This window comes from Candidatus Kaelpia aquatica, assembly GCA_030765335.1.
In the GTDB taxonomy this organism is placed as follows: domain Bacteria; phylum Omnitrophota; class Gorgyraeia; order Kaelpiales; family Kaelpiaceae; genus Kaelpia; species Kaelpia aquatica.
In genome coordinates, this window is the sequence record JAVCCU010000045.1 from 1 (window position 1) to 20,329 (window position 20,329).

Below are 20,329 nucleotides of genomic sequence, written 5' to 3' on the forward strand. Positions count from 1 at the left end.
TGTTAAAGACTTAGAGCATTATGGTAGAAGTTAACCTACCCAATAAAAACTCTCTGCTTACAGATGTGAACAAATCTTTCTTAAAAACATGCAGATTGTCTGTTTTTATACCTCTCTTTATCTCTCAATTCCACCATTATTAAAAGAGGGTATTTAACAGTGTTTTTGCTCTTTATTGATTATTTTACCCCATTTTTAGAGCTTCCATCTAAACTATACGTTTGAAGCTTTGGTGGATTTTATGTATAGTTTTATTGATAGATTTTAATTAAGGAGAGATGTTATGAGAAAAAATATTTTAATCATAGAAGATGAAGAAGATATAATAGAATTAGTAAAATATAATCTAGAAAAAGAAGGATTTAAGGTTTTTTCTGCTGAAAATGGTGAAAGCGGTATAAGGATGGCAAAAAATCTTAAACCCCATTTGATTATTTTAGATTTGATGTTGCCAGAGATAGATGGGCTTGAGGTGGCAAAAAGGATGAAAAAAAGTGAAATTCTCTCTCATATACCTATAATCATGTTAACGGCTAAAAGCGGAGAATCAGATGTGATAGTAGGCTTAGAAGTGGGGGCAGATGATTATATGGCCAAACCATTTAGCCCTAAGATTCTTATCTCACGAGTCAAAGCTGTGCTACGTAGATATGAAGTGTCGATAAACGAAAAGAAAACAAAAATAGGTTTTTTAACCATTGATAGTAATAAACATAAAGTTACCATATCTAACGAGGAGGTTATTCTTACTGCCACTGAATTCAGACTATTAGAATATATGGCTCAACGTCCAGGAATTATATTAACTAGAGATAAATTATTAGATGGTGTGTTTGGATATGGGGCAGGAATATATGATAGAACTATAGATGCTCATATAAAATCAATACGTAGAAAACTAGGTAAAATCAAAGATTATATCGAAACTATCAGGGGCGTTGGTTATAGATTTAAGGAACTTCAAAGAAATGAAAAATAAAGTAATTTATAAATTTTTAGGTTCATATGTACTCTTGATCTTAATAGCAATGCTTATATTGGATTTCTTTGTGAGTATTAAGCTAAGAGATTATTATGAAAGTAATATCGCCGAAAAACTTAAAAGCAATGCGTATCTTACTGCTAAAATATTGCAAGAAACAGATATTATTACAAATAACAATTTGATTTATGAGTTGATAGAAGGCATAGCTAGAGACGAAGGGGTTAGGATTACAGTGATTGATAAACAGGGAAATGTTCTCAGTGATTCAGAGGAAGCTTCAAGCATGATGGAGAACCATATGGACAGGCCTGAGATGCAAGATGCTATGACCAAAGATTATGGCGAAACCGTTCGTTTCAGTGATACGTTGGGATTGAATATGAAGTATGTAGCTCTTCCTATAAAGATAAATGGTACGATTGAAGGCGTTGTTAGATTTTCTTTACCTCTTGTTGAAATAGAATCTCAACTTAGGATTATATATAGAGTGGTTCTCATCGGAGGTCTTATAGCAGTAATTATAGCTATAATAATAGGTTATTTTATTTCCAAAAGCATAACACGACCTATCACTGAAATGACAGATATAGCTGAGCATATCTCAAAGGGGGATTTTAGCAAAAAAGTTTCTGCAAAATCTAAAGACGAGTTAGGAGTGTTGGCTAAGTCATTAAACAGAATGGCTGACCAGTTACAATCAAAAATAGAGGCTTTGGACAAGCTAAATATTACAAGAAAAGATTTTATTGCTAATGTATCTCACGAACTTAAAACTCCATTAACTTCAATAAAAGGATTTATAGAAACGCTGGAGGACGGGGCATTATCTGATAAAGAAAATTCAAAGAAGTTTATATTGATTATAAAAAAACATACCGAAAGAATTGATAAAATTATAGATGATTTATTAAGTCTATCAGAGCTTGAATCAGAAAGAGACGGGATAGAGAAAGAAGAATTTAATTTGAAGGTTTCTTTAGATGAAATTCTGCAAGGATTTACACATTTGATTGTTTCAAAAAAACATGTTTTAACCGTTGATGCAAGAGGTAATGATTTTAGAATAAATTCTGATAAGTGTAGAATAGAGCAAGTATTGGTAAACCTGATAAACAATGCTATTAAATACACAAAAGATGGTGGCAATATAAAAGTTTCTATTTTCAAAGATAAGAAATATATGATTGTCGAAATAGAAGATAGCGGCATAGGGATACCTGCAGAACATTTAGATAGAATTTTTGAAAGATTTTATCGAGTAGATAAAGCAAGGTCTCGCCAACTTGGTGGAACAGGTCTGGGGCTATCTATTGTAAAACATATCGTATTGCTTCACGATGGAAAAATTGATGTAGAAAGCAAAGTAAGCAAGGGTACAAAGATTAGAGTCTCGCTTCCTTGGGCTTGAAGCCTTTTATTTTAATCTTCACACAATCTTCACACAATCTTCACATTTAATTCACCTTAAAAATATATACTACCTTTGAAAGTTATAAAGGATAATTTTTGGAGGAGATATGAATAAAAATAAATTTAGAACATTTGCAACGATACTATTAGTAGCAATTTCTCTTTATTTCTTTTTAACTAGCATAGGTTTAATGGGTAAAGCATTCAAGGGTTTCGGGGGAGAATTTGCTGAAATATTGCTGAGAACTACTTCAAATCCTTTTGTTGCTCTATTTGTGGGAATTCTTGCTACAAGTCTAGTTCAGAGTTCCTCGACCACTACTTCTATTGTTGTAGGTATGGTTGCTTCAGGGATGATAACCGTTGGTAACGCTATTCCTATAGTAATGGGGGCTAATATAGGGACAACTGTGACAAATACATTAGTTGCATTGGGTCATATTACACGTAGGGAAGAATTCAAACGGGCTATTAGCGGAGCGACTGTTCATGATTTTTTTAATTTGATATGTGTAGCTATATTATTTCCATTGGAACTAGGAACTGGTTTCTTACAAAAATCTGCTACATTCTTATCTATGTCATTTGTTAATGCTGGCGGTATTAAGTTTACAAGCCCGATAAAGATGGCAATAGATCCAACCATTGATTTTACAAAGTATGTATTTACTAAATTTTTGAATTTACCTCACCATCTAGCTTATTCTTTGATTTTAATAGTATCGATAATTATGCTTTTCCTTTCTTTGTTTTCTATCGTAAGGTTAATGAAATCATTGGTTATAAATAGAACTGAATCTGTATTGGATAAAGTAATAGGAAAAAACGGATTTATAGGTATATTTGCAGGATTATTATTTACTATTGTTGTACAAAGTAGCTCAATAACAACTTCTCTTCTAATCCCTTTAATAGGTGCAGGTATTATTACCGTTGAAACTATATTTCCTATAACTATGGGAGCAAACATCGGTACTACCACTACTGCAATTTTAGCCTCATTTGCAACAGGTAATCCCGCAGCAATAACAATAGCATTTGTACATTTCTTATTTAATATAACAGGTGTGCTATTTATTTATCCTATAAAAATAATGCGAAGTATACCTATAAATTTAGCAAAGAATTTTGGTAATTTAGCGTTTAAGAAAAGAAGATATGCTTTGATTTATGTTTTCAGCATATTCTTTTTGATTCCAGGGCTACTAATTGTTATTTCAAAATTAATAAAATAGGAGGTAATTATGTTTGAGACTTTAATAAAAATATGGAAGAAAAAAAATCTTCTACCACAGGTGTTTGACGAATTTCAGGAGATACTTGTTAACGCACATGAAATGTTTGACTCTGTGTGTAAAAAACTAATTGATAATGAAGAAGTACCCTCTTTGAGGAAGAAGATTTACGAGATTGATGAAAATATTAATAGATTGCAGAAAGATATAAGAACAAAAGTCGTAGAACATCTAATATTTCAACCAGCAGTGGATGTGTCCGTATGCCTTCTTTTGATGAGTGTTGTAAAAGATGCAGAAAGACTGGGAGATTATTGTAAAAATCTGCTGGAAGTGGTTTACATTCTGGGAAAACCTATAGATAAGAAGAAATATTTGTATTTCTTTGACGTTATGGATAAAAAAATATCTGAATTGTTTAAAAAGACAAAAGAAGCTTTCATTGAATCAGATGAAAAAAAATCAATTACTGCATGGGATTATGAGACAAAGATAGTAAAACGTTGCGATGAGATAGTTGAGGAACTTGCAAAAAGCAGCTTATCTATTAATGAGGGTGTATGTCTTACTTTGATTGCGAGATATTTTAAACGGTTGACAGCCCATTTAACTAATATTGCTACTTCAGTAGTTCTACCTATAAGCGAATTAGATCATTATGATGAAGGGAGGAGAAAAGAAAGTGTTACAGATTGAGAAAAAAATAATTACCGTTCTTATTGTAGTGATAGGACTATTTACCACAATATGCTTTGCTTTTGATAATAATGATTTTCAATATTGGAATACAGAAAGCATTTCTTGGAAGATTAGCGATGACTGGAAAGCACAGCTTGAAACAGAATTTCGCTACGGAGATAATGCAAGTGATTTTTACTATCAACATTCAGATATAGGTCTTACTTATTCGGGGGCAGCTAAATGGCTGGATTTTGGCTTTAATTATAGGCAAATATTCGAAGAAAAGAATAGTATTTGGCAATATGAGAATGTACCCCATTTTAATGCAACTTTAAAATGGGAACTGTTAGATTATCTATTTAGCAATAGAATGAGGTTTGAATATAAAAACAAAGAGGGATCAGATAATTATTGGAGATATAGGAATAAAATTACAGTAAAAATACCAATAAAACTAACAAATCTTGAAATTCAACCCTATATAGCAGATGAGATATTTTATGACTTTGACGAAGAAATCTTTAATAAAAATAGGCTCTATGCTGGGTTTAATTTTAGATTATTCAAACATTTAAAAGTAGAGACTTTTTACCTCTGGCAAAATAGCAAAAATAGTAGTGGCTGGAGCGATATTTGTGCTTTAGGAGCAAAGTTAAAATTATTTTTTTGATATATAGTTATGACTTCCCCCCCCCATTAGTTGTGCCAGTCCTCAAGAGAGAGCTAAGAGAAATTTCCCTGAAGAAAAGATCTATTCTATTTTTGGCGGATTTCATTTAAAAGATAAGAGTAAGGATGAGATAGGGGCTATAGCTGAGAGATTTAGGGAGCTAGGGGTAGAGAGAGTTGGACCTACTCATTGTAGCGGTAAAGAAGCAGAAGATATTTTTAAGAAGCAATATGGTAGCAAGTTCATCGAAGTAAAGACAGGGGCTTCTTTTGAGGTTTAAAAAATATTGTTTATTTATTATTATGATTGGATTTGATGAATAAAATATAAATTAAAATGGATAGTTATCATTTCTGTGGTACACTTAATATAGGTGCGTAGTCGCACTAAAATAAGATGCAATGTGGCGTTCGAGAGAGCGCCTTTTTTGTTTTTGGACAAGGGCGTTATATGTTATTGTTAGCAACAGACGAACGTTTTTTTATTAGAGGCGACGAGTAGATGGATTTTAGAATATTATTAGAAAAGATAACCCCTAGGCTTAAATATATTGCGCGTATGAATACGCTCTATGGTTTTTATAGCCAAGACGACCTTTTTCAAGAGATGTGCATTTATCTCTGGCAACAATATAGATATGGATTACCTATAGGGATAAACGAATCTTATGTAGTTAAAGGTTGTGAGTTTCATTTAAAGAATTTTCTTCGTAAGGGAAGACCTAAGATAGTGCTCTCCAGTCTTGATGAATCAATATGTTCGGGGGGCATAACATTGGTCGATATTCTTGAAGATGATAAGGCGGATTCTAAATCAAGAATAGAGGCTAGATTAACTATAGATGATATTAAAGATTTAGGCTTAACAGATAAGGAAAATTCAGTGTTGTCTTTGCTTTTAAAAGGCCATACCATGCGTGAAATTGCAGTTAAACTAGACGTATCTCATGTTATGGTATTGAAATATAAGAATAATATAAGAAAGAAATGGAAAAAGAAGGGTTACCAAAAGTGATTAATATTAACTTAAGTATGTAGAAGCTTAAAACACAAAGTCGTGTAAACTCAAAGGCGTTTCTTAGATAAGAACGTCTTTTTTGTTTTTAAGAAAGAAAAAACTGAAAAAGGAGACTAACGTGCTAAAGAGGAAAGCGGTTTATAGTTTGTCTACGCTCATTATCTTGTTTAGTATACTTTCTGCTGTACAAGCAGAAGCTTTGGAAGATATTGAAATCTCGATAGACATAGCGGTCTATTCTAAATATATCTGGCGTGGTTTTAAACTCGATGACGACCCTGTTTTACAATCCGGAGTGTATGTCAGTAGCCATGGTTTTGATTTCAGTGTCTGGGGTACCGCTGACCTAGAGAATGATGATTCTTTAAACTCAGATGAGATGGATTATTCATTAAGTTACACCTATGACTTGAGGAATAAATTGAATCTTCCTATGTCTATATCAGGAGGGTATACATATTATGATTTTCCACCAGTTGATACCAATAGTCAGGAGTTCTTCGTAGGTTTTGCATTAGATGGTGTCCTATCTCCTGCTTTAACTTGGTATCACGATTTTGAAGATGAAAGCCAGGGTGGCGGTAAGGGCGATTATATAATTGCTGAAATTAGTCATTCTATCAAAATAGAAAGTTCTCCTGTAACAGTCAATCTATCAGGTCATGTAGGCTATAATAATGAGTTGTTTATCAATGGAGATGGTGGTGATATAGGTTGTGAAGTAGGATTGACGTTCAACTTGTCAGATAATTGTTCTCTCTCTCCAAGTGTAAGTTATTCTATTCCTTTTGGTGATCTAAGCGATTCTAGCGATGGTAATCAAGATAATGAATTTTATGGTGGCGTTGCTTTAAGTTTTAATCTTTAAATTTAAGGAGGTGTATTATGGATGTTAGTTATGCAACAACAGTAGGCATTGATACACTCTGGGTTTTAATAGCTGCATTTTTGGTTTTTTTCATGCAAGCGGGATTTGGTATGGTTGAAGCAGGCTTTATTCGTTCTAAAAATACCTGTAACATACTTACGAAGAATTTTTTAGATTTTTGTATGGCATCTTTAGGATTCTTTATGTTTGGGTATGCGATTATGTTTGGGACAGGAAACGGATTTATGGGTTTTACGGGTTTTTTCCTTAAAGGTGCTGAATCAGGAGCTGACATACCAATATATGCTTTCTGGCTTTTCCAAGCCGCATTTTGTGGTGCAGCAGCAACTATTGTTGCAGGAGGCATGGCTGAGAGAATGAAATTTAAGGCCTATCTTATATATTCATTTATTATATCAGCTTTGATCTATCCTACGGTAGGTCATTGGATTTGGGGTGGAGGCTGGCTTGCAAAGATTGGTTTTGCAGATTTTGCAGGTTCAACAGTCGTCCATGCTGTAGGTGGCTTTGCTGCTTTAATAGGAACAATTATACTTAAGCCCAGAATAGGTAAATATAATGTAGATGGTTCAGCCAATGTAATAGCGGGACATAATATACCACTTGCTTCTTTAGGGGTATTTATTCTATGGTTTGGTTGGTTTGGTTTTAATCCTGGTTCGACTTTATCTGTGGGAGATGGCTCTCTCATAAGTAGAGTTGCAATTAATACAAATCTTGCAGCAGCAGCGGGTGGTATTATGGCTATGATTGTGGTCTGGAAGCTATTCGGCAAACCAGATCTATCTATGGCTATGAATGGTGCACTCGCAGGATTGGTGGCTGTCACAGCTCCTTGTGCATTTATTGAGCCTTGGGCGGCTATAACCATAGGAACGGTAGCAGGATTTATTGTAATTGTTGGAGTTTTATTCTTAGATAGAATCAGAGTGGATGATCCAGTTGGAGCTGTTGCAGTCCATGGCTTTAACGGTATTTGGGGAACTCTGTCTGTAGGGCTGTTTGGACAGAAAGTATTAGGGCTAATCAACGATGGATTATTTTATGGTGGTGGATTTAAACAGCTTGGAATACAAGCATTAGGATGTTTGACTGTAGTGCTGTTTATTATAGCTACTATGGGAGTTGTGTTTAAATTAATAGATTTCTTTATAGGGCTTAGAGTTTCAAAAGAAGAGGAGCTAAAAGGTTTAGATATCACTGAACATGGCATGGAATCTTATGCTGGGTTCCAAATATTTACTACTGAATAATAAGGAGGTATAGAGATGAGATTAATAATAGCTATGATACAGCCTCATAAATTGCCTGATGTTAAAAAAGCCTTATATGATGCAGATGTTCACAAGATGACAGTTACTAATGCCCTAGGTTGCGGTCAACAGAGAGGTTATACCGAAACCTATAGAGGTGTTATGCAAGAGGTCAATCTGCTTAAGAAGGTTAGACTCGAGATTGCTGTAAACAAAGATTTTGTTGAGCCTACTGTTAAGGCAATTGTAAAAGGAGCTAACACAGGTAGCATAGGAGATGGAAAGATATTTGTTTTAGATCTTCCAGAGTGTATCAGGATTAGAACTGGTGAATCTGGAAATAATGCAATAGGTTAAAAAATAGGTTACCAAAATAGTTGTTTTTTTACTTCTGTATATAGAAGTGCTAAAATTATAGGCAAGTGTGCACAAAGAGAGTGCATAGATAAACTGAGGACAAAGAGGTCTTAAGCTGGATAGCTTGAGATTTTTTTATTTTAAGGTGAAAATTAAGGAGGTAAAGATGGAGAAGAGAACAAAAGCAGATATCTTGAAATTGACGAAAGAGAATGATGTAAAATTCATAAGACTTTGGTTCACAGACATGTTGGGGCAGGTTAAGAGTTTCGCTATTACTGACAAAGAGTTTGAGAATGCACTTGAAAATGGTATGGGTTTTGACGGTTCTTCCATCACTGGTTATCAGGATATAGAAGAATCAGATATGATTGCTATGCCGGATCCGGATACATTCGCTATTCTTCCTTGGCGTCCAGGCGAAAAGGCTGTTGCTAGAATGATATGTAATGTCTTGAATCCAGATAAGACACCCTATGAAGGCGATCCACGCTATGTGCTAAAAAAAGCTATTAAGAGAGCAAGCGATATGGGTTTTGACCATTTCTATCTTGGCCCTGAGCTCGAGTTCTTCTATTTTAAAAATGATGAATCTACAGATACTCTTGATAAAGGAGGATACTTTGACCTTACGACACTTGATGTTGCAAGTGATTTAAGAAGAGAGACTGTTCTTACACTTGAAAAGATGGGTATAGATGTAGAATATTCCCACCATGAAGTGGCGCCATCGCAGCATGAAGTTGATATGCGCTATAAAGACGCTCTAGAGATGGCAGATAACGTTATAACTTATAGGATTGTTGTTAAAGAGATTGCAAGTAAGTTTGGCGTCTATGCTACATTTATGCCTAAACCTATATTCGGAGAGAATGGATCAGGGATGCACGTACATCAATCTCTGTTTAAAGGAACTAAGAATGCTTTCTTTGATTCAAAATCAGAAGATTTTCTATCAGATACTGCACGTCAATATATAGCAGGATTATTGAAACATTCTAAAGAGATATGCTCTATCTTCGCCCAAACTACAAACTCATATAAAAGGTTGGTTCCTGGGTATGAGGCTCCTGTCTATGTGGCTTGGAGCAGAAGGAATAGGAGTGCTCTTGTTAGGGTGCCCTTATATCATCCAGGTCAAGAGAAAGCTACGAGATGCGAGTTTAGAGCTTGTGATCCAGCTTGCAATCCTTATCTTACTTTTGCCGTTATGCTGCAGGCAGGTCTAGATGGAATAGAGAATGGTTATGAAATACCTAAAGCTATGGAAGAGAATCTGTACCACTTAAACGATGCAGAGAGAAAAGCCAAAGGCATAGATACGCTTCCAGATAGTTTGGGCCATGCTATATCTGTAACTGAAAATAGTAGTCTTGTTAAAAAGACATTGGGAGATCATATATTCTCTAGATTTATAGAGATAAAGAAAAAAGAGTGGAATGAATATAAAATTCAAGTTCCTCAGTATGAGCTTGATAAATATTTATCGGTTCTTTGATTTTTATATATAGCTCTATTGAAGTACGATCTTTGATAGGGCGGGAGTTGGTTGATTAGTATGAAATATAATGCATATTATAAGAGGATGGGTCTTTATTACAGCGTGATTGAAGCTACAGAGAAGCCTCTTATTGAAAATACACTTAAGACTACATATGGTAATCAGCTAAAGGCTGCAAAAATATTAGGTATAAATAGGAATACTTTAAGAAGCAAGATAAAGAAATTAGGCATCGAATTAAATAAATAAAAATTTAGTAATAACATTTTTTTTGTGGAGGAATGATTAATGTTTAGGCAGGTTCCGAAACAGCAAGGATTATATTATCCAGAATTTGAAAAAGATTCTTGCGGAGTGGGATTTGTCGCTAATATTGATGGATCTAGTTCAAATCATATTATAAAGCAGGGTATAGAAGTTTTACGTAGCCTATCACATCGCGGTGCTGTAGGTGCAGATCCCGATACTGGTGATGGCGCGGGTCTATTAATACAGATGCCTCACGATTTTCTTTATAAAGCTGCTGGTGATTTGGGGATAAAACTTCCAGATCGATCTGAATATGGTAGCGGTTTGGTGTTTTTACCGCGTGACAGTGGAGACAGAGAGCTTTGTAAGAAGATATTTCAGAAAGTTATCAAAGATGAAGGACAACATTTTTTAGGCTGGCGTAAAGTACCTGTAGATAGTTCTTGCATAGGTAGAAGCGCTAAAGATACAGAGCCGATTTTTGAGCAGATATTTATAGCCAGAGATAATGGTATAAAAAATCAGCTTGAATTTGAAAGAAAACTTTATGTAATCAGAAGAGAGGTAGAGAATGCTGTATTAAAGTCTTCATTGGAAGACAAAAACTCTTTCTATATTACTAATATTTCAAGCCGGACTCTTTCCTATAAAGGCTTGTTAACTCCTGAGCAGGTTGAAGATTTCTTCTTAGACCTTAAGGATAAAAGTTTAAAGAGTGCTTTATGCTTAGTCCATTCTCGCTACAGCACTAATACTTTTCCTAGTTGGAATTTAGCTCAGCCTTTCAGATTTCTTGCCCACAATGGTGAAATAAATACGCTACGTGGAAATATTAATTGGGTTAGTGCGAGAGAGCGGTTGCTTAACAGCCCTCTGTTTGGCTCAGACATGGAAAAGCTAAAACCTGTTATATCGAAAGGTGGTAGTGATTCCGCTGCGATAGATAATATCTTTGAGTTTTTGGTTTTATCAGGTAGGACTTTGGAGCATGCCATGATGATGCTTATACCGGAAGCTTGGGAATATGACAATCTTATGGACAGCAAACTTAAAGAGTTTTATAAATACCATGCTTGCCTTATGGAACCGTGGGATGGCCCAGCTGCTGTAGCCTTTACTGATGGTAAGAATATAGGAGCTGTTTTAGATAGGAATGGTTTGCGTCCTGCTAGGTATATTATAACCAAGAGTGGATTTGTGGTTATGGCTTCTGAAGTTGGCGTTTTAGATATAGATCCTTCTGAGATTGAAACCTCGGGTAGATTAGAACCAGGTAAAATATTTTTTATTAATACTGAGAAAGGTTCTATAGTGCATGACTCTGAGATCAAAAAGCAGTTAGCTTATCATAAGCCTTACGCTAAATGGAATAGAGATAATATGGTAGATATAGATGATATATCTACCATAGACGAGACTCCTAATATAAAGGATGTTTTAGTCAATCTTTCTGCTTTTGGCTACTCCAGAGAAGATTTAAAAATTATACTTAAGCCGATGATTGAAGATGGTAAGGAACCTGTTGGATCTATGGGTAACGATACTCCGTATGCTTTTTTATCAAAAGAACCGTTGCTACTTTATGATTATTTTAGGCAGTTATTTGCTCAGGTTACCAATCCGGCTATAGACCCCATAAGAGAGAAGATTGTTATGAGCATGGAAAGCTTCATAGGCCCTAGCAGTAATATCTTAGACGAGAGCGCTGAGCATAGTCATAAATTGAGGGTTAAAAATCCTATATTAAGCAACAATGAGCTTAGCAAGATAGCTAATATAAGCATCAATGGCTTTAAAGCGAAGAAGATATATTCATTTTTTGATTCCAATGGTTCTGTAGAAGGTTTTATTAATGCGTTGGATAGAATCTGTTTTGAAGCAGAGTATGCTATAGAAGCTGGTTATTCTTTTATAATTTTGAGTGATAGAGGTTCTGATAAAAATAATATTGCACTGCCAGCTCTTTTAGCAGTAAGTGCAGTACACCATCATCTTGTAAGGAAGACTATCCGTTCTCAGGTTGCCTTAATAGTAGAGAGCGCTGAGCCAAGAGAGGTACACCACTTTGCTTTACTTTTTGGTTATGGGGCAGATTGTGTAAATCCCTATCTAGCTTACGAAGCGATACAATATATGATAGATAGGGGCGAAGTTGATACAGAGGTTAAGGAAGCGCTATATAATTACAATAAAGTTTTAAGAGATGGTCTGTTAAAAATTCTTTCTAAGATGGGAATATCTACTTTAAGGAGTTATCGCGGGGCACAGATATTTGAGATATTAGGTTTAGATAATAAATTAGTAGAGAAGCATTTCTCTAATACCATTTCACGTATTGGAGGAGTTGGACTAAGGATTATAGCAGAAGAGACTATTAAGAGACATAAGAATGCCTATTTAAAGAGAGAGCCTAAAGGTGTGCATTTAAAGAGTGGGGGTATATACCAGTGGAAGAAAGACGGAGAGTCTCATCTCTGGAACCCAGAGAGCATTTTAAATCTACAGATTGCCGCACGGAATAATGATTATGAAAAATACAAAAAGTTTGCATCTATGATAAATAATCAAAATGATAATCCTACTACATTACGAAGTCTATTTAATTTTAACGATACAGAGCCTATATCTATTAATGAAGTTGAGCCAGCCAGTAGTATCATGAAGAGATTTGCTACTGGAGCTATGAGTTTTGGTTCTATAAGTAGGGCTGCACATGAGACTATAGCTATTGCAATGAATAGAATAGGTGGAAAATCAAATACCGGTGAAGGTGGAGAGGATCCAGGCAGATTTTTTGAACTTCCCAATGGGGATTCAAAGAGAAGTTCAATAAAACAGGTTGCTTCTGGTAGGTTCGGGGTAACATTGAATTATCTTGTTAATGCAGATGAGATACAGATAAAAATCTCTCAAGGTGCAAAACCTGGAGAAGGCGGGCAGTTGCCGGGGCATAAAGTAAGTGATATTATTGCAAGGACTCGATATACAACGCCAGGAGTTACTCTTATATCTCCGCCTCCGCATCATGATATATATTCTATAGAAGATCTTGCCCAATTAATATTTGATCTAAAAAATGCTAATCCTAAAGCTCGAATAAGCGTTAAGCTTGTTTCTGAAGTAGGCGTTGGAACGGTTGCTGCCGGTGTCGCAAAATGTCATGCAGATATGATTCTTATCTCAGGTGGAGATGGAGGTACAGGTGCAGCTCCAAGGAGTTCTATAAGATATGCAGGGTTGCCTTGGGAGCTAGGTCTATCTGAAACACACCAGACGCTTCTGTTGAATAATCTACGTTCTAGAGTACGCTTGCAGGCTGATGGTCAGATGCGTACTGGTCGAGATATAGCCATAGCTACTCTATTAGGAGCTGAAGAGTATTGTTTTTGCAGCGCTGTTTTAGTTGTAATGGGATGTATTATGTTGAGACACTGCCATTTAAATAACTGTTCTGTTGGCATAGCTACGCAAGATGAAATATTGCAGAAGAGATTTAAAGGTAAGCCTGATCATATAGTTAACTATTTAACATTTGTAACAGAAGAGCTCCGCGAGATTATGGCAAAATTAGGTATCAAGAGTATAGATGAGATGGTTGGACATACAGAGTTTATCTATCTAGATAAGAATATTGTCTCTGAAAAGTGTAGGAGTATAGATTATTCTCAAATTATCTATAAGCCAACAATGTTAAACAACAAAGCTAATAGTAGTTCTAAAAAAGTGGGGATAGATCTTGATAATGTTTTAGATAGAAAATTAATCAAAGAATCCATTGAATTTATAGGTAAAAATAAGACTATCAACATTCAGTGTCAGATTAAGAGTACCGATAGAGCTGTAGGTACAATGTTAAGCGGGGAGATATGTAGAAAGTACGGTGATAATGTATTATTAGAAGATTCTATTGTCTGTGATTTTCGAGGCGTAGCAGGCCAGAGCTTTGGTGCTTTCCTTATTAAAGGTATAACTTTCAAGCTTCAAGGGATGGCCAATGATTATATTGGTAAAGGCATGTCTGGAGGTAAGATCATTATTTATCCGGATAGAGAAACGACATATAGGGCTGAGGATAATATTATAGTAGGCAATACCTCTTTCTATGGAGCCATATCTGGAGAAGCATATATACGTGGTGTTGCAGGGGAGAGATTCTCCGTAAGGAATTCAGGCCTATATGCTGTCGTTGAAGGTGTTGGAGATCACGGTTGTGAATATATGACCGGAGGTAGAGTTATCGTGCTAGGTAAGACAGGAAGAAACTTTGCTGCTGGTATGTCGGGCGGCATAGCTTATGTGTATGATTTAGATGATAAGTTTAGATCTAGATGCAATATAGACATGGTTGAATTAGGTAAAATAAATAGAGAGGATATGGATACTATATACTTCTTGTTGAGTAATCATTTTAAATATACAGATAGTAGCAGGGCTAAATATATATTAGATAATATAAAGGAAGAGAGAGAAAAGTTTATAAAGGTTATGCCGCTAGAGTATAAAAGAGTGTTGAGCAATAGGAAGATAGATAGAGTTGATATTTTGGAGAGCTCAGATGGGTGATATCAGAGGGTTCTTAAAAAGGGGAAGAAAGGATTTAGGCTGCAGAAATGTATCTGAACGTGTAGAGGATTTTAACAATGTTTATCTACCGCCATCTAAAGATAGTTCCATGGAGCAAGCTTCACGCTGTATGGACTGTGCTACTCCTTTCTGCCATTGGGCTTGTCCATTAGGTAACTATATACCAGAATGGAATGACTATCTATTTAAAGGTAACTGGAGAGAGGCTTTAAAATTACTTGATGCTACAAACAATATGCCTGAGATAACAGGCAGGCTCTGTCCTGCGCTATGTGAGTATTCTTGTGTCTTAGGTTTAAATAGTGATGCAATATCTATACGTGATAATGAGCTTTCGATAATAGAGGCTGGATTCAAAGAAGGCCTTATAGCGCCTCATATTATAGAAGATAGAACAAACAAGAATGTAGCTATTATTGGTTCTGGACCTGCTGGCTTATCTTGCGCTGCTCAACTTAATAGAGCAGGTCATAATGTGACTGTTTTTGAACGAGATAATAAGATTGGCGGTATACTTCGTTATGGAATACCAGATTTTAAATTAGAGAAAGAGATATTAGACAGACGTATCAAAATTTGGGAAGAAGAAGGAATTGATTTTAAAGTGAATATAGAGGTTGGCGAAGATTATTCTGCAGAAGAATTATTGGAGGATTTTGATGCTGTCTGTTTAGCTTGCGGCTCTCGTGTGCCTAGAGATCTTAATATAAAAGGTAGAGAGTTAAGAGGAATATACTTTGCTATGGACTATCTTATCCAGGCTAACTATATTGCATCTAAAGAGACCATAGATAAAGATGATTGTATAAATGTTAAAGATAAAAAAGTCGTAGTCATAGGAGGTGGTGATACTGGGGCAGATTGTGTAGGTACCTCTCATAGGAACGGTGCTAAGAGTGTTATCCAAATAGAGGTTATGCCTAAGCCACCAGAATGTCGCGGAGATAATGAACCTTGGCCTTTATATCCTACACTGTTTAAGACTTCAACTAGTCATGAAGAAGGAGGTCAGAGAGAATGGTCTGTGCTGACTAAGAAGTTTTTGGGTAGAGATGGCGCTATCAATAAAATATCTTGTGTAAAAATAGAATTTGAAAAAGAGAGCGAAAATAGCTGCCCATCAATGAGAGAGATACCCGGAAGTGAATTTGAGATAGAGGCAGATATTGTTATACTAGCTATAGGTTTTTTACATACTGAAAAATCTACGTTACTTAGTAAGCTCAGCATTGTATTTGATGAGAGAGGCAATGTTAAAACAGATGATTGCTATATGACTTCGGCTAAAAATATATTCTCTGCAGGCGATATGAGGATAGGACAATCTTTGGTAGCATGGGCTATATCAGAAGGACGTAAGGCAGCTTATTCTATGGATAAGTATTTAATGGGGGACAGTAATCTAGCTGTTATGTAAAGGATTCTTAATATGATAACTACAGGTATAAGAGGTTTAGATCGAATTATTACAGGTTTAAAAGCAGGAGATAATGTAGTCTGGCAGATAGATGATGTTAAAGACTACATGGATATCTTAAAACCATTTGTAGAGAAGGCATTAGAAGATAACAAAAGAGTTGTGTATATTAGATTTGCTTCTCATCAAGAATTAGTTCCAGAGTCAGACAAGGTTAAGCGCTATAATCTTGACGCTTATGCAGGATTCGAGTCTTTCACTGCTAAGATAAATAATATTATCTCTAAAGAAGGCGAAGGGGTTTACTATGTATTTGATTGTTTATCAGAGCTTCTCTCTGCGTGGGCAACAGATCTTATGATAGGTAATTTTTTTATGGTGACATGTCCTTATCTCTATGAACTTAAGACAATTGCTTACTTCTCAATATTGCGTAATCAACATTCTTTTAAATCTATTGCCAAAATACGTGAGACAACGCAATTATTAATGGATCTCTATTGTGAAAGTGGTTGCTATATACATCCATTGAAGGTTTGGAATAGATATTCACCTACAATGTTTCTCCCACACTTAAAAGAAGGAGATGATTGCAGTCCTATTACTGATAGTGTTAATGCTGTAAAGATTCTTTCTTATATTCGTGATCAAGGTATGGATGTTGCAAAAAGAAATTTAGATTATTGGGACCGCCTATTTTTTGAAGCCGAAGAATTATTAAATATTGATTCAGATAAGAATAGATTAAAAGACATGTTTAATAAATTATGTAATATTATGATAACCAAAAACGATAAAATTTTAGCTCTTGCTAAGAATAATTTTTCGCTTAGTGATCTAATAGAAATAAAATCAAAATTAATAGGATCGGGGTTTATCGGCGGTAAAACTGTAGGAATGCTTTTGGCACGTAAGATTCTATCAAAGGACAGCTCCTTTAACTGGGAGTTGTTATCTGAACCCCATGACTCTTTTTATATAGGTTCTGATATATTCTATTCCTACATAGTAGAGAATAATCTTTGGAAGCTACGTATGCAGCAGAAGACAGAGGATGGCTACTTAAGAATAGCAGAGATTCTTAAAGAGAAGATGCTCTATGGTGTATTTCCTGAAGAGATTAAGGAGCATTTTCAACAGATTATTGAGTATTTTGGATCTTCACCTATTATAGTACGATCTAGTTCGCTCTTAGAGGATGGTTTCGGAAATGCTTTTGCTGGTAAATATGAGAGTATATTTTTAGCGAATCAGGGAACACCGGAACAGCGTTATATTCAATTTGCCGAGGCTGTGAAGAAGGTATATGCAAGTACTATGAGCGAGGACGCTCTTGTATATAGAAAACAGAGAGGGCTGGACAAGCTTGATGAGCAGATGGCTCTTCTTGTACAGAGGGTTTCTGGGTCAGAACATAAAAACTATTTCTTCCCTGATTTAGCAGGAGTAGGTATATCGTATAATACTTATGTTTGGAATAACGAAATAGACCCCGAAGCTGGTATGCTTAGACTGGTATTTGGCCTTGGTACAAGGGCTGTAAATCGTGTTGAGGGAGATTATCCTAGGATAGTTGCTATAGACGATCCTCTGAGGAAGCCTTATGCTGAAGAAGATTTGAAAAGGTTCTCTCAGCATAAAGTCGATCTTATCGATATAAGAAATAACAACCTTGAAACCTGTGATTTTAATAAACTTATAAAAGATTCTGCTTATCCGCATATAAAATCTATAGCGATAGAGGATTGTTTAACGATACGCAATCCTAGTGATGGAAAGTCAAAAAAGAAGAATTCTTGGGTTTTGACGTTTGATAGGTTATTAAAAGAGCAGGATATTATCGGTTCTTTTAAAAAGATATTAAGCTCACTTCAGAAATTCTATAATTATCCTGTAGAGATAGAGTTCACAATAAACCTCAGAGATAATAATACGTTTAAGATAAATCTTTTGCAATGCAGGCCTTTACAAACAAAAGGTTTAGGTTCTAAAGTTAAGATGCCTTCCAAGGTTGAATCTAATAGATTATTTTTTGAGTCTAATGGCTATTTCCTAGGGGGAAATATATCACAGCGTATTGATAAGATTATTTATGTTGATCCAGAAGGTTATAGTAAGCTTGCCTTGCAAGAGAAGTATGAGGTTGCTCGTATAGTTGGGAGATTGAATAAGAGCATAGAAGATAGATATAATACACCCACTCTTTTAGCAGGGCCTGGGAGATGGGGCACTACGACTCCTTCTTTAGGTATCCCGGTTAGCTTTGCAGAGATAAACAATGTAGCTGTTCTTGCCGAGATTGCTTTTTCTGCTGGCAACCTTATGCCGGAACTATCTTTCGGTACTCATTTTTTCCAGGATTTAGTTGAGACTAATATATTTTATGTTGCGCTTTTCCCGGAAAAAGACGGTGTCTATTTAAATGATAATTTATTGAAAGACAAGAATAATATGCTATTAAAATATATGCCCGAATCTGTTCAATATAAAGATGTTGTTAAGTTTTATGATTTAAAGGGAAGTAGTTTAAAAATAGTCTCTGATGTTTTAACTCAGAAAGTAATATGTTTTGTAGATTCTAATAAGGCGAAGAGATGAAAGCAAAGATAGCTCTTGAAGACGGCACAGTTTTTAGCGGTAAATCTTTTGGTGTTACTGGAGAGAGGTATGGGGAGTTAGTATTCAATACAAGTATGACAGGGTATCAAGAGATAATCACTGATCCTTCATATAAAGGTCAGATAGTTATGATGACCTATCCTTTGATAGGTAATTATGGCATTAATCCGGAGGATACTGAATCTCGTAAACCATTTTTAGAAGGGTTTGTAATAAAAGAGTTAAGTCGTATTGTAAGCAATTGGCGTTCGGAGATGAGCTTGGGTAAATATTTTGAAATTAATAATATTTTAGGCATAGAAGATGTAGATACAAGAGCGCTAACTAAACATATAAGGCTTCAAGGGGCCATGAAAGCAGTGCTATCTACTGAGGACTTAGATAACAAGAGCTTGATAGATAAAGCTAATATTTCATCCGGATTAATAGGGGTAGATCTAGTAAAGGATGTTATTTTAGATTCTACTTATACTTATAGCGATAAAGGTAAGTATAAGGTGGTAGTTTTAGATTGTGGGGTTAAGTTTAATATTCTAAGAATATTAGATTCTCTTGATTGTTCTGTGATTGTTATACCAGCTAATGCCGGTGTAGATGAAATATTAAGATATAATCCAGATGGACTATTGATTTCTAATGGCCCTGGTGACCCTACTACTGTTCCCTACCTAGTCGATAATATTAAGAGTATTTTGGGTAAAGTTCCGATATTCGGAATATGCTTTGGTCATCAGATTATTGGCCTAGCTTTAGGGGCTAAGACGTACAAACTTAAGTTTGGACATCATGGCGGGAATCATCCGGTAAAAGATGTCAGAACTGGTAAGGTTGATATAACGGTTCAAAACCATGGTTTCTGCGTGGATATAGATACGCTTAATAGAGATAAGGTTGATATTACTCATATAAACCTGAATGATAATACTGTGGAAGGGATAGCACATAAAGAAATGCCTATATTATCTGTCCAATTCCACCCGGAAGCATCGCCGGGTCCTCATGATGCAATGCCTATCTTCCAATGTTTTATAAATATGATGGAGAAAAATAATGCCAAGAAGAGATGATATAGAAAAGATACTTATTATTGGCTCAGGTCCGATTATTATAAGTCAAGCTTGCGAGTTTGACTATTCAGGCACCCAAGCTTGCAAGGCTTTAAGAGGGGATGGATTTAAAGTGATACTTGTAAATTCTAATCCAGCGACTATTATGACTGATCCTGATATTGCTGATGCTACTTACATAGAACCTGTAACAGCTGATGTGATTGAAAAGATTATAGAAAAAGAGGGTCCAGATGCTATCTTACCTACTTTAGGTGGCCAGACTGGACTCAACGTGGCCATGGAGTTAAAAGAGAACGGTACTCTTGATAAATATGGTGTAGAGATGATAGGGGCTAATTATGATGTGATTAAGAAGGCAGAGAATAGAGCTTGTTTTAAGCAGGCGATAGAAA

The 20,329-nt window shown here is 35.4% G+C and carries 16 protein-coding genes; all 16 read left to right on the forward strand.

Annotated elements, in window-relative coordinates; all coding sequences use genetic code 11:
- Positions 1 to 283: 283 nt before the first annotated feature.
- Positions 284 to 979, forward strand: a complete 696-nt coding sequence (locus P9X27_06815) for a response regulator transcription factor (GenBank protein MDP8254085.1) — start codon at positions 284 to 286, stop codon at positions 977 to 979.
- Positions 969 to 2,393, forward strand: a complete 1,425-nt coding sequence (locus tag P9X27_06820) for an ATP-binding protein (GenBank protein MDP8254086.1) — start codon at positions 969 to 971, stop codon at positions 2,391 to 2,393. The genes P9X27_06815 and P9X27_06820 overlap by 11 nt, the downstream gene beginning before the upstream one ends.
- A gap of 109 nt (positions 2,394 to 2,502) precedes the next feature.
- On the forward strand, positions 2,503 to 3,630 hold the full coding sequence (locus P9X27_06825; GenBank protein MDP8254087.1) for a Na/Pi symporter: 1,128 nt from the start codon (positions 2,503 to 2,505) through the stop codon (positions 3,628 to 3,630).
- A 9-nt stretch (positions 3,631 to 3,639) separates the two neighbouring features.
- Entirely contained in the window at positions 3,640 to 4,326 is a 687-nt protein-coding gene (locus P9X27_06830) for a PhoU domain-containing protein (protein MDP8254088.1), read from the forward strand.
- Complete coding sequence (locus P9X27_06835; protein ID MDP8254089.1) at positions 4,289 to 4,981, forward strand: DUF2490 domain-containing protein; 693 nt, start codon at positions 4,289 to 4,291, stop codon at positions 4,979 to 4,981. Before P9X27_06830 ends, P9X27_06835 begins: the two co-directional genes overlap by 38 nt.
- A gap of 501 nt (positions 4,982 to 5,482) precedes the next feature.
- Positions 5,483 to 5,995 carry a LuxR C-terminal-related transcriptional regulator gene (locus P9X27_06840; GenBank protein ID MDP8254090.1) on the forward strand — a complete coding sequence of 171 codons (513 nt, stop codon included), beginning with the start codon at positions 5,483 to 5,485 and terminating at the stop codon, positions 5,993 to 5,995.
- Positions 5,996 to 6,116: 121 nt separating this feature from the next.
- On the forward strand, positions 6,117 to 6,866 hold the full coding sequence (locus tag P9X27_06845) for a TorF family putative porin (GenBank protein MDP8254091.1): 750 nt from the start codon (positions 6,117 to 6,119) through the stop codon (positions 6,864 to 6,866).
- A 17-nt stretch (positions 6,867 to 6,883) separates the two neighbouring features.
- The gene (locus P9X27_06850; protein MDP8254092.1) at positions 6,884 to 8,140 is read left to right on the forward strand and encodes an ammonium transporter; all 1,257 of its coding nucleotides are present in this window, start codon (positions 6,884 to 6,886) and stop codon (positions 8,138 to 8,140) included.
- A gap of 15 nt (positions 8,141 to 8,155) precedes the next feature.
- On the forward strand, positions 8,156 to 8,497 hold the full coding sequence (locus P9X27_06855) for a P-II family nitrogen regulator (protein MDP8254093.1): 342 nt from the start codon (positions 8,156 to 8,158) through the stop codon (positions 8,495 to 8,497).
- A gap of 166 nt (positions 8,498 to 8,663) precedes the next feature.
- Positions 8,664 to 9,995 (forward strand): glutamine synthetase family protein, encoded by a 1,332-nt coding sequence (locus tag P9X27_06860; GenBank protein MDP8254094.1) that lies wholly within the window; start codon positions 8,664 to 8,666, stop codon positions 9,993 to 9,995.
- A 60-nt stretch (positions 9,996 to 10,055) separates the two neighbouring features.
- Positions 10,056 to 10,247 carry a helix-turn-helix domain-containing protein gene (locus P9X27_06865; protein MDP8254095.1) on the forward strand — a complete coding sequence of 64 codons (192 nt, stop codon included), beginning with the start codon at positions 10,056 to 10,058 and terminating at the stop codon, positions 10,245 to 10,247.
- Positions 10,248 to 10,286: 39 nt separating this feature from the next.
- Entirely contained in the window at positions 10,287 to 14,810 is a 4,524-nt protein-coding gene (gene gltB, locus P9X27_06870) for a glutamate synthase large subunit (protein ID MDP8254096.1), read from the forward strand.
- Complete coding sequence (locus tag P9X27_06875) at positions 14,803 to 16,248, forward strand: glutamate synthase subunit beta (protein ID MDP8254097.1); 1,446 nt, start codon at positions 14,803 to 14,805, stop codon at positions 16,246 to 16,248. The genes gltB and P9X27_06875 overlap by 8 nt, the downstream gene beginning before the upstream one ends.
- A 12-nt stretch (positions 16,249 to 16,260) precedes the next feature.
- On the forward strand, positions 16,261 to 18,846 hold the full coding sequence (locus P9X27_06880) for a PEP/pyruvate-binding domain-containing protein (GenBank protein ID MDP8254098.1): 2,586 nt from the start codon (positions 16,261 to 16,263) through the stop codon (positions 18,844 to 18,846).
- The gene (gene carA / locus P9X27_06885; protein MDP8254099.1) at positions 18,843 to 19,934 is read left to right on the forward strand and encodes a glutamine-hydrolyzing carbamoyl-phosphate synthase small subunit; all 1,092 of its coding nucleotides are present in this window, start codon (positions 18,843 to 18,845) and stop codon (positions 19,932 to 19,934) included. The genes P9X27_06880 and carA overlap by 4 nt, the downstream gene beginning before the upstream one ends.
- Positions 19,918 to 20,329 (forward strand): carbamoyl-phosphate synthase subunit L (locus P9X27_06890; GenBank protein ID MDP8254100.1); only part of this gene is annotated, 412 nt, incomplete at its 3' end. The genes carA and P9X27_06890, both read left to right, overlap by 17 nt.